Annotated in this window: 25 protein-coding genes; 1 reads left to right on the top strand and 24 read right to left on the bottom strand. The window is 73.3% G+C overall.

Annotated features, from left to right (window positions below; all coding sequences use genetic code 11):
• Positions 1 to 194: 194 nt before the first annotated feature.
• From coaBC to pyrR, 12 genes are all read right to left on the bottom strand, one after another.
• Entirely contained in the window at positions 195 to 1,400 is a 1,206-nt protein-coding gene (gene coaBC, locus E1283_RS03010; RefSeq protein WP_132816260.1) for a bifunctional phosphopantothenoylcysteine decarboxylase/phosphopantothenate--cysteine ligase CoaBC, read from the bottom strand.
• Between the two features lie 138 nt (positions 1,401 to 1,538).
• Positions 1,539 to 1,811 (bottom strand): DNA-directed RNA polymerase subunit omega, encoded by a 273-nt coding sequence (gene rpoZ / locus E1283_RS03005; protein WP_132816258.1) that lies wholly within the window; start codon positions 1,809 to 1,811, stop codon positions 1,539 to 1,541.
• Positions 1,812 to 1,876: 65 nt separating this feature from the next.
• Entirely contained in the window at positions 1,877 to 2,428 is a 552-nt protein-coding gene (gene gmk, locus E1283_RS03000; protein WP_132816256.1) for a guanylate kinase, read from the bottom strand.
• 37 nt (positions 2,429 to 2,465) lie between these two features.
• The gene (mihF, locus tag E1283_RS02995; RefSeq protein ID WP_132816254.1) at positions 2,466 to 2,789 is read right to left on the bottom strand and encodes an integration host factor, actinobacterial type; all 324 of its coding nucleotides are present in this window, start codon (positions 2,787 to 2,789) and stop codon (positions 2,466 to 2,468) included.
• A 229-nt stretch (positions 2,790 to 3,018) separates the two neighbouring features.
• The gene (pyrF, locus tag E1283_RS02990; protein WP_243744565.1) at positions 3,019 to 3,834 is read right to left on the bottom strand and encodes an orotidine-5'-phosphate decarboxylase; all 816 of its coding nucleotides are present in this window, start codon (positions 3,832 to 3,834) and stop codon (positions 3,019 to 3,021) included.
• Positions 3,835 to 3,872: 38 nt separating this feature from the next.
• Positions 3,873 to 4,994, bottom strand: a complete 1,122-nt coding sequence (locus tag E1283_RS02985) for a quinone-dependent dihydroorotate dehydrogenase (protein WP_132816274.1) — start codon at positions 4,992 to 4,994, stop codon at positions 3,873 to 3,875.
• 5 nt (positions 4,995 to 4,999) lie between these two features.
• Complete coding sequence (carB, locus tag E1283_RS02980; protein ID WP_132816251.1) at positions 5,000 to 8,320, bottom strand: carbamoyl-phosphate synthase large subunit; 3,321 nt, start codon at positions 8,318 to 8,320, stop codon at positions 5,000 to 5,002.
• Positions 8,313 to 9,473: a glutamine-hydrolyzing carbamoyl-phosphate synthase small subunit gene (gene carA, locus E1283_RS02975; protein ID WP_132816249.1), complete on the bottom strand. Its 1,161-nt coding sequence runs from the start codon at positions 9,471 to 9,473 to the stop codon at positions 8,313 to 8,315. Before carA ends, carB begins: the two co-directional genes overlap by 8 nt.
• The gene (locus E1283_RS02970; RefSeq protein WP_243744564.1) at positions 9,470 to 10,144 is read right to left on the bottom strand and encodes a PH-like domain-containing protein; all 675 of its coding nucleotides are present in this window, start codon (positions 10,142 to 10,144) and stop codon (positions 9,470 to 9,472) included. The genes carA and E1283_RS02970 overlap by 4 nt, the downstream gene beginning before the upstream one ends.
• On the bottom strand, positions 10,141 to 11,442 hold the full coding sequence (locus E1283_RS02965) for a dihydroorotase (RefSeq protein WP_132816247.1): 1,302 nt from the start codon (positions 11,440 to 11,442) through the stop codon (positions 10,141 to 10,143). Before E1283_RS02965 ends, E1283_RS02970 begins: the two co-directional genes overlap by 4 nt.
• The gene (locus E1283_RS02960) at positions 11,439 to 12,428 is read right to left on the bottom strand and encodes an aspartate carbamoyltransferase catalytic subunit (RefSeq protein WP_132816245.1); all 990 of its coding nucleotides are present in this window, start codon (positions 12,426 to 12,428) and stop codon (positions 11,439 to 11,441) included. The genes E1283_RS02965 and E1283_RS02960 overlap by 4 nt, the downstream gene beginning before the upstream one ends.
• A gap of 86 nt (positions 12,429 to 12,514) precedes the next feature.
• Entirely contained in the window at positions 12,515 to 13,093 is a 579-nt protein-coding gene (pyrR, locus tag E1283_RS02955) for a bifunctional pyr operon transcriptional regulator/uracil phosphoribosyltransferase PyrR (protein WP_132816243.1), read from the bottom strand.
• Between the two features lie 196 nt (positions 13,094 to 13,289).
• Here pyrR and bldD point away from each other — a divergent pair, with 196 nt between their 5' ends.
• Positions 13,290 to 13,790, top strand: coding sequence for a transcriptional regulator BldD (bldD, locus tag E1283_RS02950; RefSeq protein WP_113685051.1), 501 nt, complete (start codon positions 13,290 to 13,292; stop codon positions 13,788 to 13,790).
• Between the two features lie 67 nt (positions 13,791 to 13,857).
• Here the strand turns inward: bldD and nusB are convergent, their stop codons facing one another.
• From nusB to E1283_RS38505, 12 genes are all read right to left on the bottom strand, one after another.
• On the bottom strand, positions 13,858 to 14,283 hold the full coding sequence (gene nusB / locus E1283_RS02945) for a transcription antitermination factor NusB (protein WP_132816241.1): 426 nt from the start codon (positions 14,281 to 14,283) through the stop codon (positions 13,858 to 13,860).
• A gap of 2 nt (positions 14,284 to 14,285) precedes the next feature.
• On the bottom strand, positions 14,286 to 14,852 hold the full coding sequence (efp, locus tag E1283_RS02940; RefSeq protein WP_132816239.1) for an elongation factor P: 567 nt from the start codon (positions 14,850 to 14,852) through the stop codon (positions 14,286 to 14,288).
• Between the two features lie 70 nt (positions 14,853 to 14,922).
• Positions 14,923 to 16,035, bottom strand: a complete 1,113-nt coding sequence (locus E1283_RS02935) for a M24 family metallopeptidase (RefSeq protein WP_132816237.1) — start codon at positions 16,033 to 16,035, stop codon at positions 14,923 to 14,925.
• A 126-nt stretch (positions 16,036 to 16,161) separates the two neighbouring features.
• Positions 16,162 to 16,854 (bottom strand): AAA family ATPase, encoded by a 693-nt coding sequence (locus E1283_RS02930; RefSeq protein WP_243744563.1) that lies wholly within the window; start codon positions 16,852 to 16,854, stop codon positions 16,162 to 16,164.
• A 155-nt stretch (positions 16,855 to 17,009) separates the two neighbouring features.
• Complete coding sequence (gene aroB, locus E1283_RS02925; protein WP_132816235.1) at positions 17,010 to 18,122, bottom strand: 3-dehydroquinate synthase; 1,113 nt, start codon at positions 18,120 to 18,122, stop codon at positions 17,010 to 17,012.
• The gene (locus tag E1283_RS02920; protein WP_132816233.1) at positions 18,119 to 18,646 is read right to left on the bottom strand and encodes a shikimate kinase; all 528 of its coding nucleotides are present in this window, start codon (positions 18,644 to 18,646) and stop codon (positions 18,119 to 18,121) included. Before E1283_RS02920 ends, aroB begins: the two co-directional genes overlap by 4 nt.
• Positions 18,643 to 19,827, bottom strand: coding sequence for a chorismate synthase (gene aroC / locus E1283_RS02915; RefSeq protein WP_132816232.1), 1,185 nt, complete (start codon positions 19,825 to 19,827; stop codon positions 18,643 to 18,645). The genes E1283_RS02920 and aroC overlap by 4 nt, the downstream gene beginning before the upstream one ends.
• 129 nt (positions 19,828 to 19,956) lie before the next feature.
• Complete coding sequence (locus tag E1283_RS02910) at positions 19,957 to 20,799, bottom strand: shikimate dehydrogenase (RefSeq protein ID WP_132816230.1); 843 nt, start codon at positions 20,797 to 20,799, stop codon at positions 19,957 to 19,959.
• Positions 20,799 to 22,592: an endolytic transglycosylase MltG gene (gene mltG / locus E1283_RS02905; protein WP_132816228.1), complete on the bottom strand. Its 1,794-nt coding sequence runs from the start codon at positions 22,590 to 22,592 to the stop codon at positions 20,799 to 20,801. The genes E1283_RS02910 and mltG overlap by 1 nt, the downstream gene beginning before the upstream one ends.
• An 85-nt stretch (positions 22,593 to 22,677) precedes the next feature.
• Entirely contained in the window at positions 22,678 to 23,142 is a 465-nt protein-coding gene (ruvX, locus tag E1283_RS02900) for a Holliday junction resolvase RuvX (protein ID WP_132816226.1), read from the bottom strand.
• Positions 23,142 to 25,811, bottom strand: coding sequence for an alanine--tRNA ligase (alaS, locus tag E1283_RS02895; protein ID WP_132816224.1), 2,670 nt, complete (start codon positions 25,809 to 25,811; stop codon positions 23,142 to 23,144). The genes ruvX and alaS overlap by 1 nt, the downstream gene beginning before the upstream one ends.
• Positions 25,811 to 26,158 (bottom strand): DUF6167 family protein, encoded by a 348-nt coding sequence (locus tag E1283_RS38505; protein WP_243744562.1) that lies wholly within the window; start codon positions 26,156 to 26,158, stop codon positions 25,811 to 25,813. The genes alaS and E1283_RS38505 overlap by 1 nt, the downstream gene beginning before the upstream one ends.
• Positions 26,159 to 26,259: the final 101 nt, after the last annotated feature.

Below are 26,259 nucleotides of genomic sequence, written 5' to 3'. Positions count from 1 at the left end.
GACCGCCCGCACCCAAGGTGAACGGCCGGCGCCAATCCTAGCCGGAGGAAGGCCGGGACGAACCGAAGGCTCGGCCACGAACGCGGCGGCCCCCGGCTCCCCCACCCTAGCCCGACCGGCCGGGTCGCGGGGAGAGCGGACCGCACTGCGAGACGCGCCCGGCCGTGCGCCCCCGGCTCACCCGCCCGGCCGGACTACGGCCAGTGCCGCGCCACCACGTCCCAGACGCGATCGGCGAGCGCTTCCTTGGGGCCGTGCGGGACCTCCGTCTCCGCTCCCCCGGCCTCCAGGATCACCGCCTCGTTCTCCTCGGTGCCGAAGGCGATGCCCTCGCCCACCCGGTTCACCACCAGGATGTCGCAGCCCTTCCTGGCCAGCTTGGCGCGGCCGTTGGGGAGCACGTCCTCCGTCTCGGCGGCGAAGCCGACCACCAGCTGGCCGGCGGGCCGGTCGGCGGCCAGCTCGGCGAGTATGTCGGGGTTGCGGACCAGGGCGATGGGCTCCGGCTCCCGGTCGTCGCGCTTCTTGATCTTCTGGGTGGCCCGGCTGGCCGGCCGGAAGTCGGCGACGGCGGCGGCCATCACCACCGCGTCGGCCTCGGCAGCCGCCTTGTGGACCGCGTCCCGCAGTTCCTCGGTGGTGCTGACCGGGACCACCGTGACGCCGGCCGGGTCGGGAAGCGCGGTGTTGGCCGCGACCAGGGTGACGGCCGCGCCCCGGGCGGCGGCGGTGCGGGCGAGCGCGTAGCCCTGCTTGCCGGACGACCTGTTGCCCAGGTAGCGGACCGGGTCGAGCGGCTCCCGGGTGCCACCGGCGCTGATCACCACCCGGCGGCCGGCCAGGTCACGGGCGGACCCGGCGGCGCCCCGCTCCAGCACCCGGCGGCAGAAGGCGAGGATCGCGGCCGGGTCCGGCAGCCGGCCCCGGCCCGTGTCGGCGCCGGTCAGCCGGCCGACGGCCGGCTCGATCACCAGGGCGCCGCGGCGACGCAGGGTGGCCACGTTCTCCTGGGTGGCGGGGTGCTCCCACATCTCGGTGTGCATCGCGGGTGCGAAGACGACCGGGCAGCGGGCGGTGAGCAGCACGTTGGTCAGCAGGTCGTCGGCGCGGCCGCCGGCGGCGCGGGCCAGCACGTCGGCCGTGGCCGGGGCGATCACCACCAGGTCGGCCGACTGGCCGATCCTGACGTGCGGCACCTCGTGCACGTCGTCCCAGACCTCGGTGGCCACCGGTCGGCCCGAGAGCGCCGCCCAGGTCGGGGCGCCGACGAAGCGCAGCGCGGAGGCGGTGGGCACCACGCGCACCCCGTGTCCCGACTCGGTGAACAGCCGCAGCAACTCGCACGCCTTGTAGGCGGCGATGCCGCCGCCCACCCCGAGGACGATCTCCGGCCGGCCCATCACGCGCCCCTTCCCGCGCCGCCCCGGCGGCGCGCCCCTCGACTCCCGTGCCCTCCCATCCTGCACCACGGCACCGCGGCACACGACGGGCCCGGTGGCGTGACGCCACCGGGCCCGGAAGTCTCGCCGAACGCTCCGCTAGTCGGCCGCGCCCTCGACGGGCTCGGAGGTGAGCAGACCCGCGTTGATCTCGCGCAGTGCGATCGACAGCGGCTTCTCGTGCACGTGGGTGTCGACCAGCGGGCCGACGTACTCCAGCAGGCCCTCGCCGAGCTGCGAGTAGTACGCGTTGATCTGACGCGCCCGCTTGGCGGCGTAGATCACCAGGCTGTACTTGGAGTCCGTCGCCTCGAGCAGCTCATCGATCGGCGGGTTGATGATGCCCTCGGGCGTGGTGATGGGAGAGGACACGCTCTGCCTTCCACTGGGAGTCTGGGGAGGGCCCCCCTCTTGACAGGTCAGGGCTCTGTACCTAGTTAACGAATCAAGGCTAGCAGCTCGGTGACGACGTCCTCGACCGAGGTGTTCACCAGGGTGGTGTCGAACTCGGGCTCGGCCGCCAGCTCCGTGCGGGCGGCCGCCAGCCGGCGCTCGATCACCTCGGGGGGCTCGGTGCCGCGGCCGGTGAGCCGGCGGACCAACTCCTCCCAGCTGGGCGGCGCAAGGAACACCAGCCGGGCCTCCGGCATGGTCTCCCGGATCTGTCGGGCGCCCTGGAGGTCGATCTCGAGGAGGACGGGATCCCCCGCCTCGAGCCGGTGCTGCACGGCACGACGCGGGGTTCCGTAGCGGTTGCCGGCGAACTCGGCCCACTCCAGCAGTTCGCCGTTGGCGACCAGCTTGTCGAACTCCTCGTCGTCCACGAAGTAGTACTGAACACCGTGCCGCTCGCCGGGGCGGGGGTGCCGCGTGGTGGCGGACACGGACAGCCACACCTCTGGGTGGGCTTTGCGCAAATGAGCGACGACCGTGCTCTTGCCGACCCCGGAGGGGCCGGAGAGCACGGTCAGTCGCGGACGATCGGTCATGCGGCGATTATCCCGGTTCCCGAAGGTAGGGAAAACCTCAGCTCTTGCTGGCGCCGAACTCGCGCTCGAGCGCGGCGATCTGGTTGGAGCCGAGCCCTCGGACCCGGCGGCTCTCGGAGATGCCGAGCCGCTCCATGATCTGGCGAGCGCGAACCTTGCCGACGCCAGGCATCGACTCCAGCAGCGCGCTGACCTTCATCTTGCCGATGACATCGTTCTCCTGGCCCTGCTTGATGACCTCCTGCAGGGAGGCGCCGGAGTGCTTGAGCCGATTCTTGACCTCGGCGCGCTCCCGGCGAGCCGCGGCGGCCTTCTGAAGCGCGGCTGCGCGCTGTTCAGGGGTAAGGGGCGGAAGAGCCACGCCTACGTCACCTCGGGTATCGAACTGTCGGATACGGAACGGTGAGGAACCTAGTAGCCCCGCACCGGCGGAGCAACGAGCAACGCGCTCGGGGCTCCGCTCTCGACGGAGACTAGCGGCCACCACCGCGATTAGTCAGCGAGAATCGACAAAAAGTCCAGGTCAGCTGGAGATCGCCGACCACATTTCCGACATATCCATACGGAGTTTGCGGGAACGACCCACTTGATCACGCTCCGGAGCCGGCGAACCGCGCGATCTCCGCCGCCTCACGCGCCGCCGCGGCACGCAGTGCCACCGGATCAGGGCCGTGCCGCAGCACGCCACGGCTCACACTGGGCAGCACCTGCCCCACGGCGGAGCCGAAGACCCGCGGCAGGTCCGCGGCGGTGGCCCCCTGCGCGCCCACACCGGGGGCCAACAGCGGCCCGCCGAAGGACAGGTCGGCGCCGGTCTCGCCCACCGTGGCACCCACCACGGCGCCGAACGAGCCGAGCGGGGCGCCGGCGGCCAGCTCGGCCGCGTTCTCCTCGCGCAGCCGGTCCAGAACGGTCTGGGCCACCGTGGGGCCGGCGGCGGTGACCGCGGTCTGCACCTCGGCGCCCTCCGGGTTGGAGGTGAGCGCCAGCACGAAGACGCCCCGACCGCCTGCCCTGGCCAGGTCGAGTGCCGGGCGCAGCGAACCGTAGCCGAGGTAGGGGCTGACGGTGATGGCGTCGGCGGCCAGCGGGGCGTCCGGCGCCAGGTGGGCGGCGGCGTAGGCGGCCATGGTGGAGCCGATGTCGCCGCGCTTGACGTCGAGCAGCACCAGGGCGCCGGCGGCCCGGGCGTCGGCGACGGTGCGCTCCAGCACGGCGACGCCGCGGGAGCCGAAGCGCTCGAAGAAGGCGGACTGGGGCTTGAGGACGGCCACGTGCTCGGCGAGCGCGTCGACGGCCGTGGCGGCGAACCGCTCCAGGCCGGCGACGTCGTCGCCGAGCCCCCAGGCGGTCAGCAGCGAGGGGTGCGGGTCGATGCCCACGCAGAGCGGGCCGCGCGCGTCCATGGCCCGGCGCAGCCGGGTGCCGAAGGGCTCGGGAGCGCTCACTTCTTCTTCTCCTCCTCCGCGGCGCCCGCGCCGACGGCGTCGGCGAGGGTCGGGTACGGGCTGGCGGCCAGCCGCTCGGCGAGGCCGCGGTGGATGGCGCGGGCCCAGCCGGGCCCGGCGTAGACGAAGCCGGTGTAGCCCTGGACCAGGGTGGCGCCGGCCAGCACCCGCTCCCAGGCGTCGTCCGCGGTCTCGACGCCGCCGACGCCGATCAGCGTGACCCGGTCGCCGACGCGGCGGTGGAGCCGCCGCAGCACGGCGAGCGAGTGCTCCCGGAGCGGGGCGCCGGAGAGGCCGCCGGCGCCGAGCGCGGCGACCTGGTCGGCCGGGGTGGCGAGGCCGTCGCGGGCGATGGTGGTGTTGGTGGCGATGACGCCGTCGAGGCCGAGGTCGAGCGCGAGGTCGGCGACCGCGTCCACGTCCTCGTCGGCCAGGTCGGGCGCGATCTTGACCAGCAGCGGGACCCGGCGGTCCGGCACCGCGCGGTCCGCGGCCGCGCGCACGGCGGTCAGCAGCGGGCGCAGCCGCTCGGTGGCCTGGAGGTCGCGCAGCCCGGGGGTGTTGGGCGAGGAGACGTTGACCACCAGGTAGTCGGCGTGGGCGGCCAGCCGTTCGGTGCTGGTGACGTAGTCGGCGATCGCCTCCGATTCGGGGACGGCCTTGGTCTTGCCGATGTTGACGCCGAGGACCGGCCTGACCCGGCGGCCGCGCCTGGCGAGCCGGGCGGCGACGGCGGCCGAGCCCTCGTTGTTGAAGCCCATCCGGTTGACGAGGGCGCGGTCGGCGAGCAGCCGGAAGAGCCGCTTCGGCGGGTTGCCGGGCTGCGGCTCGCCGGTGACGGTGCCGATCTCGACGTGGTCGAAGCCCAGCATCGCCAGTCCTTCGACGCCGACCGCGTTCTTGTCGAAGCCGGCGGCGAGCCCGAACGGGCCCGGCATCTCGCGCCCCAGGGCCCGCACCCGCAGGTTGGGGTGCCTGCGGGCGTACGCGCCGCGCACGGCGGCGCGCAGCCCGGGGACGCGCGCCACCGCGCGGATCAGCGCGAAGGCCAGCCGGTGGGCGCGCTCGGCGTCGATCCGGCAGAGGACGGTGCGGTACAGCAGGTCGTACGGGGTCATCCGGCTCACCGGTTCCGCGCCTCGACCAGCTGGCTGGCGTGCTCCTGGAGGGCGCGGACGCCGACCTCGCCGCGGGTGAGCGCGTCGATGCCCTGGACCGCGGCGGCCAGCGCCTGGACCGTGGTCAGGCAGGGGATGCCGCGGGCGACGGCCGCGGTGCGGATGTCGTAGCCGTCGAGCCGACCGCCCGTGCCGTAGGGGGTGTTGACGATGAGGTCGACCTGGCCCTCGTGGATCAGCTGGACGATGGTGGGCTCGCCGTTCGGGCCCTCGCCCTCGATCTGCTTGCGCACCACGGTGGCGTGGATCCCGTTCCGCTTGAGCACCTCGGCGGTGCCCGAGGTGGCCAGCAGCTCGAAGCCGTGCTCGACCAGGGCGCGGGCCGGGAAGATCATGGCCCGCTTGTCGCGGTTGGCGACCGAGACGAAGGCCCGCCCCTTGGTGGGCAGCGCGCCGTAGGCGCCGGCCTGGGACTTGGCGTAGGCGGTGCCGAAGGCGGAGTCGATGCCCATGACCTCGCCGGTGGAGCGCATCTCGGGCCCGAGCACCGTGTCGACGCCGCGGCCGTGCACGTCCCGGAACCGGGACCAGGGCATCACGGCCTCCTTGACGGAGATCGGCGCGTCGAGCGGGAGCGTGCCGCCGTCGCCGTGGGCCGGGAGCATGCCCTCGGCCCGCAGCTCGGCGATGGTGGCGCCCAGCGAGATCCGGGCGGCGGCCTTGGCCAGCGGCACGGCGGTCGCCTTGGAGGTGAAGGGCACGGTGCGGGAGGCGCGGGGGTTGGCCTCGAGCACGTAGAGGATGTCGCCGGCGAGGGCGAACTGGATGTTGATCAGGCCGCGGACGCCGACGCCGGCCGCGATGGCCTCGGTGGAGGCGCGCAGCCGCTTGATGTCGTGGCCGCCCAGGGTGATGGGCGGCAGCGCGCAGGCGGAGTCGCCGGAGTGGATGCCGGCCTCCTCGATGTGCTCCATGACGCCGCCGAGGTAGAGCTCGGTGCCGTCGTAGAGGGCGTCGACGTCGATCTCGATGGCGTCGTCGAGGAACCGGTCGATGAGCACCGGGTGTTCGGAGACCAGGCCGGCGTGCTGGGCGAGGTACTCGGCGAGCGAGGGCTCGTCGTAGACGATCCGCATGCCGCGGCCGCCGAGCACGTAGCTGGGGCGGACCATCACCGGGTAGCCGATGCCGGCGGCGATGGCCTTGGCCTCGTCGAAGGAGAAGGCGGTGCCGTACTTGGGGGCGGGGAGCCCGGCCTCGGCGAGCACCCGGCCGAACGCGCCGCGCTCCTCGGCCAGGTTGATGGCCTCGGGCGAGGTGCCGACGATCGGCACGCCGTTGTCCTTGAGCGCCTGGGCGAGGCCGAGCGGGGTCTGGCCGCCGAGTTGGACGATGACGCCGGCGATCGGCCCCGCCTGGGACTCGGCGTGCACGATCTCCAGCACGTCCTCCAGGGTGAGCGGCTCGAAGTAGAGCCGGTCGGAGGTGTCGTAGTCGGTGGAGACGGTCTCCGGGTTGCAGTTGACCATCACGGTCTCGTAGCCGGCCTCGCTGAGGGCGAAGCAGGCGTGCACGCAGGAGTAGTCGAACTCGATGCCCTGGCCGATCCGGTTGGGCCCGGAGCCGAGGATGATCACGGCGGGCCGCTCGCGGGGAGTGACCTCGGTCTCCTCGTCGTAGGACGAGTAGAGGTAGGGGGTACGGGCGGCGAACTCGGCGGCGCAGGTGTCCACCGTCTTGTAGACGGGGCGCACGCCGAGCGCGTGCCGCACCTCGCGCACCACGTCCTCGCGGAGATCGCGGATGCCGGCGATCTGGGCGTCCGAGAAGCCGTGCCGCTTGGCCTCGGCCAGCAGCTCGGCGGTGAGCTGCTCGGCGGCGGCCAGCTCGTCGGCGACCTCACGGATGAGGAAGAGCTGGTCGACGAACCACGGGTCGATGCGGGTGGCCTCGAAGACCTGTTCGGGGGTGGCACCGGCCCGGATGGCGGCCATCACGGTACCCAGCCGGCCGTCGGTGGGCACGGCGGCCGTGGCCAGCAGCCCGGGCACCTCCTCCGGGGTGCCGGGGGCGCCGGAGAAGTCGAACGGGGCGCCCTTCTTCTCCACGGAGCGCAGCGCCTTCTGCAGCGCCTCGGTGAAGTTGCGGCCGATGGCCATGGCCTCGCCGACCGACTTCATGGTGGTGGTGAGGCTCGAGTCGGCGGCCGGGAACTTCTCGAACGCGAATCGCGGGACCTTGACCACCACGTAGTCGAGGGTGGGCTCGAAGGAGGCCGGGGTCTCCTCGGTGATGTCGTTGGGGATCTCGTCCAGCGTGTAGCCGATGGCGAGCCGGGCGGCGATCTTCGCGATCGGGAAGCCGGTGGCCTTGGAGGCGAGCGCGGAGGAGCGGGAGACCCGGGGGTTCATCTCGATGACCACGATCCGGCCGTCGTCCGGGTCGACGGCGAACTGGATGTTGCAGCCGCCGGTGTCGACGCCGACCTCGCGGATCACGGCGATGCCGATGTCGCGGAGGATCTGGTACTCGCGGTCGGTGAGGGTCATCGCGGGCGCCACGGTGATCGAGTCGCCGGTGTGCACGCCCATCGGGTCGAGGTTCTCGATGGAGCAGACGACGACCACGTTGTCGTTGCGGTCGCGCATCAGCTCCAGCTCGTACTCCTTCCAGCCGAGGATGGACTCCTCCAGGAGCACCTCGGTGGTGGGCGAGAGCGCGAGGCCCTGGCCGGCGATCCGGCGCAGCTCGTCCTCGTCGTGGGCGAAGCCGGAGCCGGCGCCGCCCATGGTGAAGGAGGGGCGGACGACGACCGGGTAGCCGCCGAGCTCCGTGACGCCGGCCAGCACGTCGTCCATCGAGTGGCAGATCACGGAGCGTGCGGACTCGCCGTGCCCGGTGGCCTGGCGGACGGCCTCGACGACGCCCTTGAACTTCTCGCGGTCCTCGCCCTTGGCGATGGCCTCGACGCTGGCGCCGATCAGCTCCACGCCGTGGGCGGCGAGGGTGCCGGACTCGTGCAGCGCGATCGCGGTGTTGAGCGCGGTCTGGCCGCCGAGGGTGGGCAGCAGGGCGTCGGGGCGCTCCTTGGCGATGATCTTCTCGACGTACTCCGGGGTGATCGGCTCGATGTAGGTGGCGTCGGCGATCTCCGGGTCGGTCATGATCGTGGCCGGGTTGGAGTTGACCAGGATGACGCGCAGGCCCTCGGCCTTGAGCACGCGGCAGGCCTGGGTGCCGGAGTAGTCGAACTCGGCGGCCTGGCCGATGACGATCGGGCCGGAGCCGATGACCAGAACGGACTGGATATCGGTGCGCTTAGGCACGCTGGCCCTCCATCAGGACTGTGTTCATCAAAGACGTGAAGCGGTCGAACAGGTAGGCGGCATCGTGCGGGCCCGCCGCCGCTTCGGGGTGGTACTGGACGCTGAAGGCCGGCCGGTCGAGCAGCCGCAGCCCCTCGACGACGTCGTCGTTGAGGCAGACGTGGGAGACCTCGACCCGGCCGTAGGGGGTGTCGGAGACGCGGTCGAGCGGTGCGTCGACGGCGAAGCCGTGGTTGTGGGCGGTCACCTCGACCTTGCCGGTGGTCAGGTCCTTGACCGGCTGGTTGATGCCGCGGTGGCCGTACTTCAGCTTGAAGGTGCCGAAGCCGAGCGCGCGGCCGAGGATCTGGTTGCCGAAGCAGATGCCGAAGAGCGGGGTGGAGCGCTCCAGCACGCCGCGCATCAGCGCGACGGCGTGGTCGGCGGTGGCCGGGTCGCCGGGGCCGTTGGAGAAGAAGACCCCGTCGGGCGCGACGGCGTAGACGTCCTCCAGGGTGGCGGTGGCCGGCAGCACGTGCACCTCGATGCCGCGCTGGGCCATCCGGTGCGGCGTCATGCCCTTGATGCCGAGGTCGACGGCGGCCACGGTGAACCGCTTCTCGCCGATGGCCGGCACCACGTAGGGCTCGGTGGTGGCGACCTCGGGCGCCAGGTCGGCGCCGGCCATCTGGGGCGCGGACCGCACCCTGGCCAGCAGCGCGGCCTCGTCGGCGGCGGCCTCCGCGCCGGAGAAGATCCCGGCCCGCATGGCGCCCCGCTCACGCAGGTGGCGGGTGAGGGCGCGGGTGTCGACGCCGCTGATCCCGACGACGCCCTGGGCGGTCAGCTCGTCCTCGAGCGAGCGCCTGGCCCGCCAGTTGGAGTGGCGGCGCGCGGGGTCGCGGACGACGTAGCCGGCGACCCAGATGCGCCGGGACTCGGGGTCCTCGTCGTTGACGCCGGTGTTGCCGATGTGCGGGGCGGTCATCACGACCAGCTGGCGGTGGTACGAGGGGTCGGTCAGGGTCTCCTGGTAGCCGGTCATGCCGGTGGAGAAGACGGCCTCGCCGACGGTCTCGCCCCGCGCGCCGTAGGCCTGCCCGCGGAAGGTGCGGCCGTCCTCGAGGACGAGCACCGCCGGGGTGCGCTCTGCGGTGCGGGTGGTGGCGGTCATCGGACGCCCTCCTTGTCGTGCCTGGGGTCGTGCGGTGCGGGGGCGGCTTCCGCCGCGGCGGCGTCTGCCGGCTCGGCGGGCTCGGCGGGCTCGCCCGGCGTGTGGCTGCCGAGGATCTCGATCCAGCGGGCGTGCTCGGCCGAGCGGTCGGCGCGGAAGCCGGAGTCGAGCAGCCGCTCGCCGTGCTGCCAGGTGATCACCAGCAGCCCGCCCTCGGTGAGGACCTTGCCGGCGATGCCCTTCTCGGGGCGCGCGCCGCGGATCCGGTCGGCCGGGATCAGGAAGTCCCCGGCGCCCGGCCTGACCACGGTCACGCCCTCCTCGGTCAGGGTCAGCACGGCGCGGCTGCGGGCGCCGAGACCGTGGGCGGCGATCCGGTCGAGCCACTGTCCCGCCGTGGTCGAGCCGTGGTAGCGGCCGGCCATCCGCAGCCGGGCAGGACCCGGCTCGGCGGGCGGCGCCGGCAGCTCGGGCAGGTCGCCCTGGAGTGTGGCGCGCCACTTCCAGCCCTCGCGCATCAGCCAGTAGACGAGGGCGACGAACAGCAGCAGCCCGACGACCCAGGCGATGCGGGCGCCCCAGTCGGTGACCTCCTGCGACCTGCGGACGGTCTCCGCGCCGTCCTCCGAGGTGAGCGCGGTCCGCAGGGGATTCAACAGCGCGGCGTTCATACCAGCTTCCCGTCCATGAGCGTTGCCCGGCCCCGCAGGAAGGTGTGCGTCACCCGGCCCGGCAGCTCGCGGCCCCGGTACGGGGTGTTGCGGCTGCGGGAGGCGAACGCGGCGGGGTCCACCTCTCCACGGTAGGCGGGGTCGAGCAGAGTGAGGTTGGCGGGCTCGCCGACCTCGACGGGGCGGCCGTGGCCGGCCAGCCGCCCGATGGCCGCGGGTCGGAAGGACATCCGGTCGGCGACACCGGCCCAGTCGAGGAGACCGGTCTCCACCATGGTGTGCTGCACGACGGACAGCGCCGTCTCCAGGCCGACCATCCCCATGGCGGCCGCGCCCCACTCGCAGTCCTTGTCCTCGTGCGGGTGCGGGGCGTGGTCGGTGGCGACGCAGTCGATGGTGCCGTCGGCCAGTGCCTCACGCAGCGCCAGCACGTCCTCCTCGGTGCGCAGCGGCGGGTTGACCTTGAAGACCGGGTCGTAGGAGCGGACCAGCTCGTCGGTGAGCAGCAGGTGGTGCGGGGTGACCTCGGCGGTGACCTGCCAGCCCTTGGACTTGGCCCAGCGCACCAGCTCGACGGAGCCCGCGGTGGAGAGGTGGCAGATGTGCACCCGGGAGCCGACGTGGGCGGCCAGCAGCACGTCGCGGGCGATGATCGCCTCCTCGGCGACGGCCGGCCAGCCGCCGAGGCCGAGCTCGGCGGAGACGGCGCCCTCGTTCATCTGGGCGCCCTCGGTGAGCCGCGGCTCCTGGGCGTGCTGGGCGATCACGCCGTCGAACGCCTTCACGTACTCCAACGCCCGGCGCATGATCACGGCGTCGTCCACGCACTTGCCGTCGTCCGAGAAGACGACGACGCCGGCGGCCGAGTCGTGCATGGCGCCGAGCTCGGCGAGCTGCCGGCCGCCGAGGCCCACGGTGACGGCGCCGACCGGCTGGACGTCGCAGTAGCCGGACTCGCGGCCGAGCCGCCAGACCTGCTCGACCACGCCCGCGGTGTCGGCGACCGGGAAGGTGTTGGCCATGGCGTGCACGGCGGTGAAGCCGCCGGCGGCGGCGGCCCTGGTGCCGGTGAGGACGGTCTCGGAGTCCTCGCGGCCCGGCTCGCGCAGGTGGGTGTGCAGGTCGACCAGGCCGGGGAGCAGGACGAGGCCGTCGGCCTCCACCACCCGGGCGTCGCTCCCGGCTTCGAGAGCGCCGCCGATCCGGGCGACGGTCCCGCCCTCGATCAGCACGTCCTGCGGGGCGCCGCCGAGGATCCTCGCGTCGCGGATCAGGGTGCGCGCGGTGTTCTCGCTCATGCCTGGCTGTTCTCCTCGGTGGTGCGGGTGCCGACGGCGGGCTCGGAGCCGCCGAGCAGCAGGTACAGGACGGCCATCCGGACGCTGACGCCGCCCGACACCTGCTCGACGGCGGTGCAGCGGGGCGAGTCGGCGACCTCGGCGGTGATCTCCATGCCGCGGTTCATGGGGCCCGGGTGCATCACGACGGCGTGCTCGGGCATCCGCGCCATGCGGGCGCCGTGCAGCCCGTAACGGCGGGCGTACTCACGCTCGGTGGGGAAGAACGCGTCGTTCATCCGCTCGCGCTGGACGCGGAGCATCATCACGGCGTCGGACTTGGCCAGCACCGCGTCCAGGTCGTAGTCGACGGCGCAGGGCCAGCGCTCCACGCCCACCGGCAGCAGGGTGGGCGGGCCGACGACGGTGACCTCGGCGCCGAGGGTGGTGAGCAGCCGGACGTTGGAACGGGCCACCCGGCTGTGCAGGATGTCGCCGACGATGGTGATCCGGCGGCCGGCGAGGTCGGCGCCGAGACCGCGGTCCCGGCCGCCGACCAGGCGGCGGCGCAGCGTGAGCGCGTCGAGCAGCGCCTGGGTGGGGTGCTCGTGGGTGCCGTCGCCCGCGTTGACGACGCAGCCGCCGATCCAGCCCGAGGTGGCGAGCCGGTGCGGGGCGCCGGAGTCGTGGTGCCGGATGACGACGGCGTCCGCGCCCATCGCCTCCAGCGTGAGCGCGGTGTCCTTCAGGGACTCGCCCTTGGAGACCGAGGAGCCCTTGGCGGAGAAGTTGATCACGTCGGCGGAGAGCCGCTTGGCCGCGGCCTCGAAGGAGATCCGGGTGCGGGTCGAGTCCTCGAAGAAGAGGTTGACCACCGTGCGGCCGCGCAGGGTCGGGAGCTTCTTGATCGGCCGGTCGGCCACGCGGGCCAACTCCTCGGCGGTGTCCAGCACGAGGAGGGCGTCGTCGCGGGAGAGATCGGCGGCCGAGATGAGGTGACGCTTCATCAGGTGCCTTCCGTGTGGTTCGTGGGAAGCGTGCGGGCGTGCCGGCATGCCGGGGCCCGGGTGGGGCTCGGCTGACTGCCGGCGCGCTAGCGCTCGGCCGCGGGGGCGTGCTCGCGCACGCCGAGGAGCACGCCGTCGCGGCCGTCCTCCTCCTGGAGCAGGACGCGGACGGTCTCGCGCAGCGAGGTGGGGATGTTCTTGCCGACGTAGTCGGCGCGGATGGGCAGCTCGCGGTGACCGCGGTCGACCAGCACGGCGAGCTGCACGGCACGCGGCCGGCCGATGTCGCCGAGGGCGTCGAGGGCGGCCCTGATGGTGCGGCCGGAGAACAGCACGTCGTCCACCAGGATCACGAGGCGGCCGTCGATCCCGTCGCCCGGGATCTCGGTCCTGGCCAGGGCACGGGCCGGGCGGAGCCGCAGGTCGTCCCGGTACATGGTGATGTCCAGCGAGCCCACGGGCAGCGGGTGCCCGGTGATCTCCCGCAGGTTGGCCGCCAGCCGGCGGGCCAGGAAGACCCCTCGGGTGGGGATGCCCAGGAGCACCACGTCGTCCGCGCCCTTGGCGCGCTCGACGATCTCGTGGGCGATGCGGGTCAACGCCCGCGCGATGTCCGGTGCTTCCAACACGGAGCGGGCCGGAGCAGGGTTGCTCATGTCGTCCATACGAAGAGGACCTCCTTCCCCGCCTCACTGGACGGGCCTTAAAGGACGTCGGTCGATCCAGGCCGACAATACCAGGAGCTTCGGCACACTCCGCATCGCCCCAGGTCAGGGGCTACCTTGTCGCCTCGGCTTGACGAGAGATATTACGCTGCGTAACCTCACAGTGAGTTACCAGAAAGCCGTCCCGGGGAGACACATGTCCAGCGAATACGCCAAACAGCTCGGAGCAAAGCTCCGGGCCATCCGCACCCAGCAGGGTCTGTCGCTCCATGGGGTCGAGGAGAAGTCGCAGGGCCGCTGGAAGGCGGTCGTGGTCGGCTCGTACGAGCGTGGCGACCGCGCCGTGACCGTGCAGCGCCTCGCGGAGCTGGCGGACTTCTACGGCGTCCCTGTGCAGGAGCTGCTGCCCGGCTCGACGCCCGGCGGTGCCGCCGAGCCGCCGCCGAAGCTCGTGCTCGACCTGGAGCGCCTCGCTCACGTGCCGAGTGAGAAGGCCGGCCCGCTACAGCGGTACACCGCCACGATCCAGAGCCAGCGCGGTGACTACAACGGCAAGGTGCTCTCGATCCGCCAGGACGACCTGCGCACCCTGGCCGTGATCTACGACCAGTCGCCCTCGGTCCTCACCGAGCAGCTCATCAGCTGGGGCGTGCTCGGGGCCGACGCGCGGCGCGCGGTCCAGGCCGAGGAGTCCTGAGAAGGCGGCGGGCCCGGCCGAATGGCCGAGCCCGCCGCCTTGGGCGCCCTGTCCCCCCGCGGTGCCGTCAGCGCCGCAGGGTGGGCTTGAGGTCCTTCAGACGGCCGAGCAGGCCGTTGACGAAGGGCGGGGAGTCGTCCGTGGAGAACTCCCTGGCCAGCTGGACGGCCTCGTCCAGCACCACCCCGTCCGGCGTGCCGTCCTGCCATATCAGCTCGAAGGTGGCAAGCCGCAGGATGTTGCGGTCGACACCGGGCATCCGGTCCAGCGTCCAGCCGACCGAGTACTGCGCGAGCAGCTCGTCGATCCGCTCGGCGCGGGCCGCGTAGCCCTCGACCAGCTCGCGGGTGTAAGCGCTGACCGGCGGCTGCCGGTCGTCGGTCTTGGCGAGCTCGACCCAGCTGGCGAGCACGTCCAGGGGCGGGACGCCCCGCTGGTCGGCCTCGAAGAGGATCTGCAGGGCGCGCTGGCGGGCCTTGCTGCGGGCAGACACGGTTAGCTGTTCACCCGGCCAAGGTAATCGCCACTGCGGGTGTCGACCTTGATCTTCTCGCCCGTGGTGATGAACAGCGGGACGCCGATCTCGTAACCGGTCTCCAGCCGGGCCGGCTTGGTGCCGCCCGTGGAGCGGTCGCCCTGGACGCCCGGCTCGGTGTACTCGATCACCAGCTCGACGGCGGCCGGGAGCTCCACGAACAGCGGGTTCTCCTCGTAGATCGCGACGGTGCAGTCCTGCCCCTCGAGCAGGTAGTTGGCCGCCTCGCCCACGGTCTCCGGGGTGACGTAGAGCTGGTCGTACGTCTCGGTGTCCATGAAGACGAAGTCGGTGCCGTCCTTGAAGGAGAACTGCATCCCCCGCCGGTCGACGGTGGCCGTCTCGACCTTGGTGCCGGCGTTGAAGGTCTTGTCGACCACCTTGCCGGAGAGCACGTTCTTCAGCTTGGTGCGGACGAAGGCGCCACCCTTACCGGGCTTGACGTGCTGGAACTCGACAACGGACCACAGCTGGCCGCCTTCCAGCTTGAGCACCATGCCGTTCTTGAGGTCGTTCGTGGTGGCCACGGTCGCGGAATCTCCTAGGGACTGCTGCGTGAAATGACCGCGGTCCCCCGCGCACGCGCCCCTCGCGGGGTCACAGGGCGAGGAGCTCCTTGGTCGTGATGGTGAGTAGCTCCGGCCCACCGTCCGCCGATGAGCGGACGACGAGCGTGTCGTCGATCCGGACACCGCCCCGGCCCGGTAGATGGACCCCCGGCTCGACGGTGACCGGAACACAAGGGCCCAGTCTACCCATGGCCGCGGGTGACAACCGAGGGTCCTCCCCGATTTCCAGGCCCACCCCGTGCCCGGTCACCGGTCCCAGCGCGGTGCCGTGCCCGGCGGCCGACAACACCTCGCGCGCCGCCCGGTCGACCTCCCGGTACTCGGCGCCCGGCGCCAGCGCCTCGCGGGCCGCCCGCTGCGCCGCGAAGACCACGTCGTAGAGCTCGATCTGCCAGTCCGCCGGGCTGGTGCCGATGACGAAGGTCCGGCCGATCTGGCACCGGTAGCCGCGGAACCTGGCGCCGAGCCGGACGGTGAGGAAGTCCCCCTCCTCCACCCGGCGGTCGGTCGGCCGGTGCCCGGCGAGCCCGGAGTGGCTGCCGGTGGCGACGGACGTCGGGAAGGCCGGCCCGTCCGCGCCGTGGTCCACCAGGCGGCGCTCCAGCTCCAGCGCGAGGTGACGCTCGGTGCGCCCGACCAGGATCGACTCCAGCAGCTCGCCGAGCGCCCGGTCGGTGATCTCGGCCGCCACCCGCAGCGCCGCGATCTCGTCCTCGTCCTTGACCAGCCGCTGCCGCTCCACCGCGCAGCCGAGGTCGGTGAACCCGGTGCCGGGCACCGCCTCCCGAAGCGCCCGGTGCCTGGCCACCGTCAGATGGTGTTCCTCGACGGCCACCGCCCGCGCCCCGGCCTCGGCGGCCGCGCGCACCGCGGCCTGCGCCGGGTCGGCGTCGCCGTCGAGCACCGTCACCCGCGGCCCCTCGTCGTCCGTGAGGCGGGGCCCCACCGGGTCCTCCGCCGGGTCCCAGTGGCCGAACAGCGCGTCGCCGCCGGCATGCCCGACGAGCAGCACCGCGCCGGCCGGGGCCGGGCCCACCAGGTAGCGCACATTGGACGGCCGGGAGACGACGGCGGCCACGTCACCGTTCGGCGAAGCGTGGGCACGGAGCCGTGAGCGCCGGCCCGCGTGTACCTCGGACATGGACCGAGCCTACGCAGCGCCGGGACTTCCGGCCGCCTCAGCGGGGCCGGACGAGCGGGAGCCCGGACACCTGTGCGAGGGAATGGCCGGAACCCACCGCCGCCCCGGCATCGCCCCGCGGTCGCCTCACCACTGCGGGGGCGTGCTGAGGCTGCGGGCCACCGCGTCGTCGAGCATGTGCGCGGTGGTGGCCACGTCATGCCGCGAGTTGTCGATGATCGGCAGCCCAGAGCCGTACCAACCGGCCATCCGACCGTGGATGGTGGCGACCTCCTCGTCGGAGAGCCGACGGGTGCCGCTGCGGGCCGCGTTGCGCTCCAGCACGATGTCGAGCCCCGGCAGCAGCACGATCGGGATCAGCCCCGGGCCCACGTGCCGCTTCCACCCGCCGAGCCCCACGGCCGGCCGGTCGGGGAACACGGCGTCGTCCAGGATGCACGAGATCCCGTTGGCCAGGAAGTTCCGCGCGGCGAAGCCGCAGGTGCGGCGCGCGAGGCGGTACTGCGCCTCCGAGCGGTCGTCCCACCCGGAGCGCGGGTCGGCGAAGCCGGAGCGGACCCATTCCCGCACGTCGTCCAGGCTGATGTGGGACGTGGGCACCGGGCGCCGCTCGGCCCAGTACCGGGCCACGGTCGTCTTGCCGGCCCCCGCGGGGCCGATCAGCAGCACCGCGATGCCGACGTGGCTGACGTCCGGGTGCGGGGCCGCGCCCGGCGTGGGCGCGGGCACGATGCCGCCGGGCGGCAGCTGGACGTACCCGATCGTCCCGCCGTCCGGCGGCGCGGGCGGTGGCACGGGCATCCCGCCGGGCTGTTGCATCAGCTCCCCGCCTGTGTCTGTCGTCGTCGCTCCGAGGGCCGTCCGTCGTCACCACCGCGCGGGCGGCGCCGGCCCATGCGGGCAGCATAGCCGCCCCCCTCACTCGAACGGACGAATCACCGCCGGGCGAGGGAGACGGGTGGGAGCGGAAACCCTCAGGCCGCGATCTCCGCGTGAGCGGCCAGCAGCATCGCGGGGTCCGGGCTCTCCAGGACCGCCGGCCTGGCCAGGCCGTCGAGGACGATGAACCGCAGTCGGTCGCCCCGCGACTTCTTGTCGATCCGCATCGTCTCCAGCAGCCGCGGCCACTGGTCGCCCCGGTACGTGATCGGCAGGCCGACCGAGCCGAGGACCGCCCGGTGACGGTCGGCCGTCGCGTCGTCGAGCCGGCCCGCGATCCGCCCCAGCTCCGCCGCGAAGACCATGCCGACCGAGACCGCGGCTCCGTGCCGCCACGCGTAGCGCTCGTTCTTCTCGATGGCGTGCGCCAGCGTGTGGCCGTAGTTGAGGATCTCCCGCAGCCCGGACTCCTTCAGGTCGCTGGCCACCACCTCGGCCTTGACCCGGATGGACCGCTCGATCAGCTCGGCCGTGTGCGGCCCGGCCGGCGTGCGGGCGGCCTCCGGGTCGGCCTCGACGAGCTCCAGGATCCTCGGGTCGGCGATGAAGCCGGCCTTGATGACCTCGGCGAGGCCGGACACGTAGTCGTGGAGCGGCAGCGACTCGAGGGCCGCCAGGTCGCACAGCACGCCGGCGGGCGGGTGGAACGCGCCCACCAGGTTCTTGCCCTCCGCGGTGTTGATGCCGGTCTTGCCGCCGACCGCCGCGTCCACCATGCCGAGCACGGTGGTGGGCACGGCGATCCACCGCACCCCCCGCAGCCAGCTGGCGGCGACGAAACCGGCCAGGTCGGTGGTGGCTCCGCCGCCGACGCCGACGATCACGTCGGTGCGGGTGAAGCCGGTCTGGCCGAGCGCCGTCCAGCAGTAGGCGGCGACCTCGGCGGTCTTGGCCTCCTCCGCGTTGGGCACCTGGACGGCGATCGCCTCGTACCCCTGATCCGCCAGGTCCTGGCGCAGCACCTCGCCCGTCTCGGCCAGGGCCTCGGGGTGCAGCACCGCGACCCGGCGGGCTTCCTTGCCGACGAGCCCCGGGAGTTCGGCCAGCAGCCGCCGGCCGACCAGCACGTCGTAGGGGGCGTAGCCGGCGCTGGCGCCCACCGTGATCCGGGTGGGGACGTCGGCGGGGGCCTCGGAGGAGAGGGTCATGCTGTCGTGGGCTCCAATGCTTCGAGGACCGCCTGGGCGACCTCGTCCGGTGTGCGGTCCGCGGTCTCCACGACCGCCCTGGCCACCTCGGTGTACAGCGGGCGGCGCTCGTCCATCAGGGTGCGCCACCGCCTCCTGGGGTTGATGGCGAGCAGCGGGCGCGAGGTGTCGAGGCCCACCCGCTTCATGGCCTCGGGCAGCGAGACGTCGAGGAAGATCACCGGCCGGCCGGCGAGCAGCGCCCGGGTGGCGGGGGCGAGGATGGCGCCACCGCCCAGTGCGAGGACGCCGTCGTGCTCGGCCAGCGCGTCCCGCACGGCCGCCGCCTCCAGGGCGCGGAACCGGTCTTCGCCGTCCTCGACGAAGATGTCCGCGATCGCCTTGCCCGCGCCCCGCTCGACGTCCGCGTCCGTGTCCCGGACCGCGACGCCGAGCCGCTCGGCGAGCAGCGCCCCGATGGTCGACTTGCCCGAGCCTGGCGGGCCGACCAGCACCACCAGCGGACCGGCCGACCGCCCCGTCACCGGATCTCCAGGTTGGTCAGGAAGCCCTCGACGTTGCGCCGGGTCTCACGGACGCTGTCGCCGCCGAACTTCTCGGCCACCGCGTCCGCCAGGACCAGCGCCACCATCGCCTCGGCGACGATCCCGGCCGCCGGCACCGCGCAGACGTCGGAGCGCTGGTGGTGGGCCTTGGCCGACTCGCCGGTGCTGACGTCGACGGTGGCCAGGGCGCGCGGCACGGTGGCGATGGGCTTCATCGCGGCACGGACCCGCAGCACCTCGCCGGTGCTCAGGCCGCCCTCGGTGCCGCCGGAGCGACCCGAGGCCCGGCGGATGCCGTCCGGGGTCGACAGGATCTCGTCGTGGGCCTGGGAGCCGGGAACACGGGCGAGACCGAAGCCGTCGCCCAGTTCGACGCCCTTGATGGCCTGGATGCCCATCAGCGCGGCGGCCAGCCGCGCGTCGAGCCTGCGGTCCCAGTGGACGTGGGAGCCGAGGCCGACCGGCACGCCGTAGGCCAGCACCTCCACCACGCCACCGAGGGTGTCGCCGTCCTTGTGGGCCTGGTCGATCTCGGCGACCATCGCCTTGCTCGCGTCGACGTCGAGGCAGCGCACCGGGTCGGCGTCGAGGCGGGCGGTGTCGCCCGGCTCGGGCAGCGAGCCCTTGGGCGCCCTGGCGGCGCCGAGCTCGACCACGTGGGAGACGATCTCGATCCTGGCGGTCTCCCTGAGGTAGGAACGGGCGACCGTGCCGAGCGCGACCCGGGCCGCGGTCTCGCGGGCGGAGGCCCGCTCCAGCACCGGCCTGGCCTCGTCGAAGCCGTACTTCTGCATGCCGGCCAGGTCCGCGTGACCGGGTCGCGGCCTGGTCAGCGGGGCGTTGCGGGCGATGTCGGCCAGCTCCGCCGGGTCCACCGGGTCGGCCGCCATGACCTTCTCCCACTTGGGCCACTCGGTGTTGCCGACCATGATCGCCACCGGCGACCCCAGGGTCCGGCCGTGACGTACGCCGCCGACGAAGGTGACCTCGTCGCGCTCGAACTTCATCCGGGCGCCGCGGCCGTAGCCGAGGCGGCGGCGCGCCAGCGCGTCCGCCACCATGTCGGTGGTGATCGGCACGCCGGAGGGCAGCCCCTCCAACGTCGCCACCAGTGCCGGACCGTGCGACTCTCCCGCCGTCAGCCAGCGCAGCCTGCTCAACGGTGCTCCTTCGGACTTCTCGACCTCACTGCCGGCCCTACCGGGCCCCACCCCTGATCCTGCCACGTCGGCGCGGTCCGTCCCGAGCTGTCTGAACCGCGAGACGGGCCGCCGGGGAACGGGCGGGTGTCAGGGCACTTCGCCGTCGAGCGCGGTCTCGCCGGCGGCGCGCATCTCCTTGAGCGGCCCCGGGGTCTCGCCCGTCATCAGCTCGAACTGGAGCACCGCCTGGTGCACCAGCAGGTCGAGCCCGCCGAGCACGTGCCCACCACGCGCCGACCAGGAGACGGCGAGCGGGGTCGGCCACGGCTCGTAGAGCACGTCGAAGAGGGTGCCGGGCGCCGCCGGCACCGCCTCGGCCAGCGCGTCGGCGGTGCCGGCCGGGGTGGTGGCGATCACCAGCGGTGCGGTGAGGCCACGGTGGGCCTCGGCCCAGTCCGCGACGGCCACCGGCAGCCCGAGCCGGGCGCCGAGCGCCCGCATCTCGGCGGCCCGCTCGGGGCTCCGCACGTAGGCGGTGACGTCGCCCGAGCAGACCTCGGCCAGCGCGGCGAGCGCCGAGGAGGCGGTCGCGCCGGCACCGAGCACCGTCGCGTGCTCGACCCGGGTGACGCCGCGCTCGCGCAGCGCGGCCACCAGCCCCGGCACGTCGGTGTTGTGGCCCGCGCGCCGGCCGTCGGGCGTGAACACGACGGTGTTGACGGCTTCGACGGTGGTGGCGGTGGGGGTGAGTTCGTCGAGCAGCGGGATGACGGCGCGTTTGAGCGGCATCGTCAGCGAGAGACCGGCCCACTCGGGGCCGAGGCCGCCCAGGAAGTCGGCGAGGCCGGCCTCGTCCACCTCGAACCTGCCGTAGTCCCAGTCGTCGAGGCCGCGCGCCGCGTAGCCGGCGCGGTGCAGCACCGGGGAGAGCGAGTGCGCGATGGGCGAACCGAGGACGGCCGCCCGGTGGGCGGCCGGGCGCGGTGACATCAGCCATCCCCCTGGTTGGCCGCGTTGAAGTCCTCGACGTTCCGCTCGTGTTCGGCGAAGTCGTCGGTGAACCTGGTGTCTCCCTCGGTGACCGTCACGAAGTAGAGCCAGGGCCCGTCGGTCGGGTTGAGCGCGGCGGTGATCGCGTTGTGGCCCGGGTTGGCGATCGGCCCCGGCGGCAGGCCGAACTCCCGGTAGGTGTTGTAGGGCGAGTCGAAGTCGGTGTCGGCCAGCGAGGTGTCCAGCGTGGAGCGGCCCATCGCGTAGTTGATGGTGGAGTCGAACTCCAGCCGCATCTCCTGGTCGAGCCGGTTGTAGATCACTTGCGAGACCATGCCGAACTCCTGGTCCGTCTGGCCCTCGGCCTCGATCAGGGAGGCGACGGTGAGGAGCTCGCGCGGGGTCATGTCGAGCGCGGCCGCCTGCCCCTCCAGGTCGATCTGGGCGAACTCGGCCTTGGCCCGGTCCACCATCGCGATCAGCACGTCCTCCGGCGTGGTGTCCGCGCCCACGTCGTACCGGGTGGGGAAGAGGAAGCCCTCCACGTCGCCCTCGGCGAACTCCGGCAGCCCCAGATCGGCGGTCTCCGCGACCTCCCCGGTGGTGCCCTCCGCCAGGCCGAGGCGCTCGTCGATCAGCGCGAAGACCTCGGTGGCGCGCCGCCCCTCGGGGATGATGAACGTGTTGAGCGCCGCCGGGTCGAGCATCATCTCCATGGCGGACGCGGCCGACATCTCCGCGCGCAGGGTGTAGATGCCCGGCTGGATCCCCTGCTCCTCGCCGACCGCCGCGACGAACGCGTCGACGCTGGCGACCACGCCCGCGTCCCGGAGGATCAAGCCCATCGCGCGGACCGTGGAGCCGTCGGGGATGGTCACCTCGATCTCGCCGCTCCCCTCCCCCGCGAAGTCCGGGGCGGGGCCGAACCGGTCCTGGTACATGCCGTAGCCGACGTAGGCGACGCCGCCGAGCCCGCCGAGCACCAGGACCCCGGCGACCATGCAGCCGACGCCGCCGAGCCGCCGCTTCTTGGTCTTCTCGCCGCGCCTGGCGCGCTTGTCGTCGGCGTCCACGAAGTCGGTGTCGTCGTCGCGCCGGGTGAAGAAGTCGCTCTCGCCCTGGTCGGGTCCCGGGTCCCAGCCGGTCTCCGGGTCCGGGCCCGGGTCCTCGTGGCGGGCCGCGGCCGGGGCGTCGTCCCCGGGGCCGGCGGAACGGGCGTCACCCGGCCGCCGTTGCTCCTGGGCGGCACCGAACTGGTCGTGCCCGCCGCCGTACTGGTCCTGGCCGGGGTAGCCGCCCTGGGCGTAGGGGTCGTGGGGAGCGGGTGGCTGCTGCTGCCCGGTGTGCTGGGGCTCGGCGTGCTGGGTGGGTGCGTATGCCTGCTGTGCGGCGTAGGGGTCGTGGTACTGCTGGCCCTGCTGCGGGTACTGGCCGGTGCCGTAGCCGCCGTCCGCCTGCTGGTGCTGGCCTTGGTGCTGCTGACCTTGCTGCTGCTGGCTGTAGGGGTCGCCGGCGTAGTACTGCCCCGAGTCGTCCCAGCCACCCTGCTGCCCGTACTGCTGCTGGTGACCGTACTGCTGCTGGTAGTACTGCTGTTGCTGCTGACCCTGCTGAGGCTGCTGGGGCTGGGGTTGCTCGCCGTACTGCCCGCCGTATCCGTCCCAGGAGCCCTGGTTCTGCGGCGCCGACTGCCCGTTCGCGGCGTCGTACGCGCCCGACCAGCCCTGATCCCCGTAGAGCGGGTCCTCGGGGTACCACGGCTCAGAGCCGGAACCCCGGCCATAGTCAGTCATCGATCCCCTTGTGACGCAAGGCGGCAGCTCGTCTCCCCCGAGCACCCACGGCTACCCTGTCGCGGCGAACGTTACCGTACCGCGATCAGACAACCACTTCGACGCACTGCCCCGGTGGGCGCCCCGAGGCACGCTCGCTCTCCAGCGCGTTCTGCAGGATCACCACGGCGGCCGCCTGGTCGATGCGCGACCTCCCCTTCTTCGCCGAGACCCCGGAGGCCCGCATGGCGCGGGCCGCCGTGACGGTGCTCATCCGTTCGTCCACCAGACGTACGGGGACGGGGGCCACCCGCCGAGCGGTCTCCTCGGCGAACCCGCGCACCCGGGCGGCCGCCGGGCCCTCCCCGCCCGCGAGCGAGCGGGGCAGCCCGACGATCACCTCGATCGGCTCGTACTCGGCCACCAGCGCGGCCAACCGCCGCTGGGCGGCCGGGACATCGCGCCCCGGCACCGTCTCCACCGGGGTCGCGAGGACCCCGTCGGGGTCGCACGAGGCGACCCCGATCCTGGCCTCGCCCACGTCCACGGCGAGTCGCCGGCCACGTCGCATCAGGCGGCTTCCGCGACCAGCCGCTCGACGGCCGCCAGGGCGTCCGCCACGGCCTCCGGGTTCTGGCCGCCGCCCTGGGCGACGTCCGGCTTGCCGCCACCGCCGCCGCCCAGCGCCTTGGCCGCGGCCCGCACCAGGTCGCCGGCCTTCAGGCCGCGGGCCCTGGCGGCCTCGTTGGTGGCCACGACGGTGAGCGGCCGCCCGGCGACCACGGTGAACAACGCCACCACGGCGGGCCGGTCGCCGGGGATCCGGCCGCGGACGTCGAGGACGAGCTTCCGCAGGTCGTCGGCGGTCGTGCCGTCCGGCACCCGGCCGCTGGCCAGGGCCACGCCGCCGATGTCGCGGGCCTCGGCGGCCAGGCCGCCGGCGGCGGCCAGCACCTTCTCGGCGCGGAACCGCTCGATCTCCTTCTCGGCCTCCCGCAGCCGGCCGAGCATCCCGGCGATCCGCTCGGGCAGCTCTTCGGAACGCCCCTTGACCAGCTCGGTCAGCTGGGACACCACGGTGTGCTCGCGGGCCAGGAACCGGTAGGCGTCCGCGCCGACCAGGGCCTCCACGCGCCGCACGCCGGAGCCGATGGAGGACTCGCCGAGCAGCTTGACGAGGCCGAGCTGGGCCGTGTTGTGCACATGGGTGCCGCCGCACAGCTCCTTGGAGTAGTCGCCGATGGTGACCACCCGCACCCGGTCGCCGTACTTCTCGCCGAACTCGGCGATGGCGCCCTGCTTCCTGGCCTCGTCCATCGACATCACCTCGGCGGAGACGTCGAGTTCGCGGGCCAGCACCTCGTTGATCTTCTGTTCGACGTCGGCGAGCACGGTGCCCGGCACGGCGGTCGGCGAACCGAAGTCGAAGCGGAAGCGGCCGGGCGAGTTCTCCGAGCCGGCCTGGGCGGCCGTCGGGCCGAGCGCGTCGCGCAGCGCCTGGTGGGTGAGGTGGGTGGCGGAGTGGGCGCGGGCGATGGCGCGCCGCCTGGCGAGGTCGATGGTGCTGCTCGCGGCGGCACCGACGGTGACCTCGCCGACCTGGACCACACCCTTGTGCGAGACCACCCCGGGCACCGGCTGCTGGACGTCGCGGACCTCGATGACGGCCCCCGAGTCGAGGCGGATCCGCCCGGTGTCGGCGAGCTGGCCGCCGCCCTCGGCGTAGAACGGGGTGCGGTCGAGCACGACCTCGACCTCGTCGCCCTCGACGGCGGCCGGCGAGGCGGCGCCGTCGACGAGCAGCCCGACGACGGTGGACTCGGCCGTGGTCAGGGTGTAGCCGACGAACTGGGAGGCGCCGGCGGCGTCGGCCACCTGGCGGTAGGCCGACAGGTCCGCGTGGCCCTGCTTCTTGGCCCTGGCGTCGGCCTTGGCCCGGTCCCGCTGCTCCTTCATCAGGCGGCGGAACCCGGCCTCGTCCACGGTCAGGCCCTGCTCGGCGGCCATCTCCAGGGTGAGGTCGATGGGGAAGCCCCAGGTGTCGTGCAGCAGGAACGCCTTGTCGCCGGGGAGCACGGTGGCGCCGGTGGCCCTGGTGTCGGTGACGGCGGTGTCCAGGATGTTGGTGCCGGCCTTCAGCGTCTTGAGGAAGGCGGCCTCCTCGGCGAGGGCCACGGTCTCGATGCGCTTGCGGTCGGTCAGCAGCTCGGGGTACTGCTGCCCCATCGTCTTGAGGACGGCGTCGAGCAGCTCGCCGACCACCGGCCCTTCGGCGCCCAGGATCCGCATGTTGCGGATGGCGCGGCGCATGATGCGGCGCAGCACGTAGCCGCGGCCCTCGTTGCCGGGGGTGACGCCGTCGCCGACGAGCATGGCGGAGGTGCGCATGTGGTCGGCGACCACCCGGAGCGCCACGTCGGAGGTGTCGGCGGCGCCGTAGCGCACGCCGGTGAGCTCGCCGGCCCGGTCGATGACGACGCGCAGGGTGTCCGTCTCGTACATGTTGTGGACGCCCTGCAGGATCATCGCGAGGCGCTCGAGGCCGAGGCCGGTGTCGATGTTCTTGGCCGGCAGGTCGCCGAGGATCGGGAAGTCCTCCTTGCCCTCGCCGGGACCGCGCTCGTACTGCATGAAGACCAGGTTCCAGATCTCCACGTAGCGCTCGTCGTTGACGGCGGGGCCGCCCTCGACGCCGAACTCGGGGCCGCGGTCGTAGTTGATCTCGGAGCAGGGGCCGCAGGGGCCCGGCACGCCCATGGACCAGAAGTTGGGGCCCATGCCGAGGCGCTGGATCCGCTCCTGCGGCACGCCGACGACGTCGCGCCAGATCCGCTCGGCCTCGTCGTCCTGCTCGTAGACGGTGATCCAGAGCCGCTCGGGGTCGAGGCCGTAGCCGCCCTCGTCGAGGGAACTGGTCAGCAGCTCCCAGGCGTAGCGGATGGCCCCTTCCTTGAAGTAGTCGCCGAAGGAGAAGTTTCCGCACATCTGGAAGAAGGTGCCGTGCCGGGTGGTCCTGCCGACCTCCTCGATGTCCGGCGTGCGGACGCACTTCTGCACGCTGACGGCGCGCGGGTAGGGCGGGGTGGCCTCGCCGAGGAAGTACGGCTTGAACGGCACCATGCCCGCCGGGACCAGCAGCAGCGTCGGGTCGTCCGCGATCAGCGACGCCGACGGGACAACGGTGTGCCCACGCTTCTCGAAGAAGCTCAGCCAGCGGCGGCGGATTTCAGCCGACTCCATCAGTGGTCCTCATTTCGGGATTGCGGGAGGTTCTCGAGCGGGAGGTGTCCGGCGGTCGGGCCGAGTTCGCCCCGGGGGTACGGCGGCGCGGGCAGCGCGCGCTCCGGCGCGGCGGCGGGGCCGCGCTCCAGGCCGAGGGCCTCGGTCAGTTCGCCCTCGCGCTGCGCCATGCCGGCGCGCACGTCGAGCGCGAAGCCGCGGACCCGCTGGCCGGCCGCGACGGCGCGGTCCGCGGCGCGGATCGCGAGGCTGTCGGGCGCGAGGCCGCGCAGGGTGCGCTGGACCTTGGTGGTGGCCCAGACGCCGGCCGCGGCGCCGGTGGTGAACCAGAAGACTCGGCGGAGCATGGCCGGGTCACTCCTCTCGCTTGCGACGCCGGGCGCGGGGGACGGTCGTCCGGCCGCGCACGACGGGGCCCTGGGGCGCGCCGCCCCCCGCCCCCCAGGGC

Origin of the sequence: Streptomyces hainanensis, from assembly GCF_004348415.1 — a bacterium.
Classification (GTDB): Bacteria; Actinomycetota; Actinomycetes; order Streptomycetales; family Streptomycetaceae; genus Streptomyces; species Streptomyces hainanensis.
This window is presented reverse-complemented; position numbering and strand designations above follow the sequence as displayed.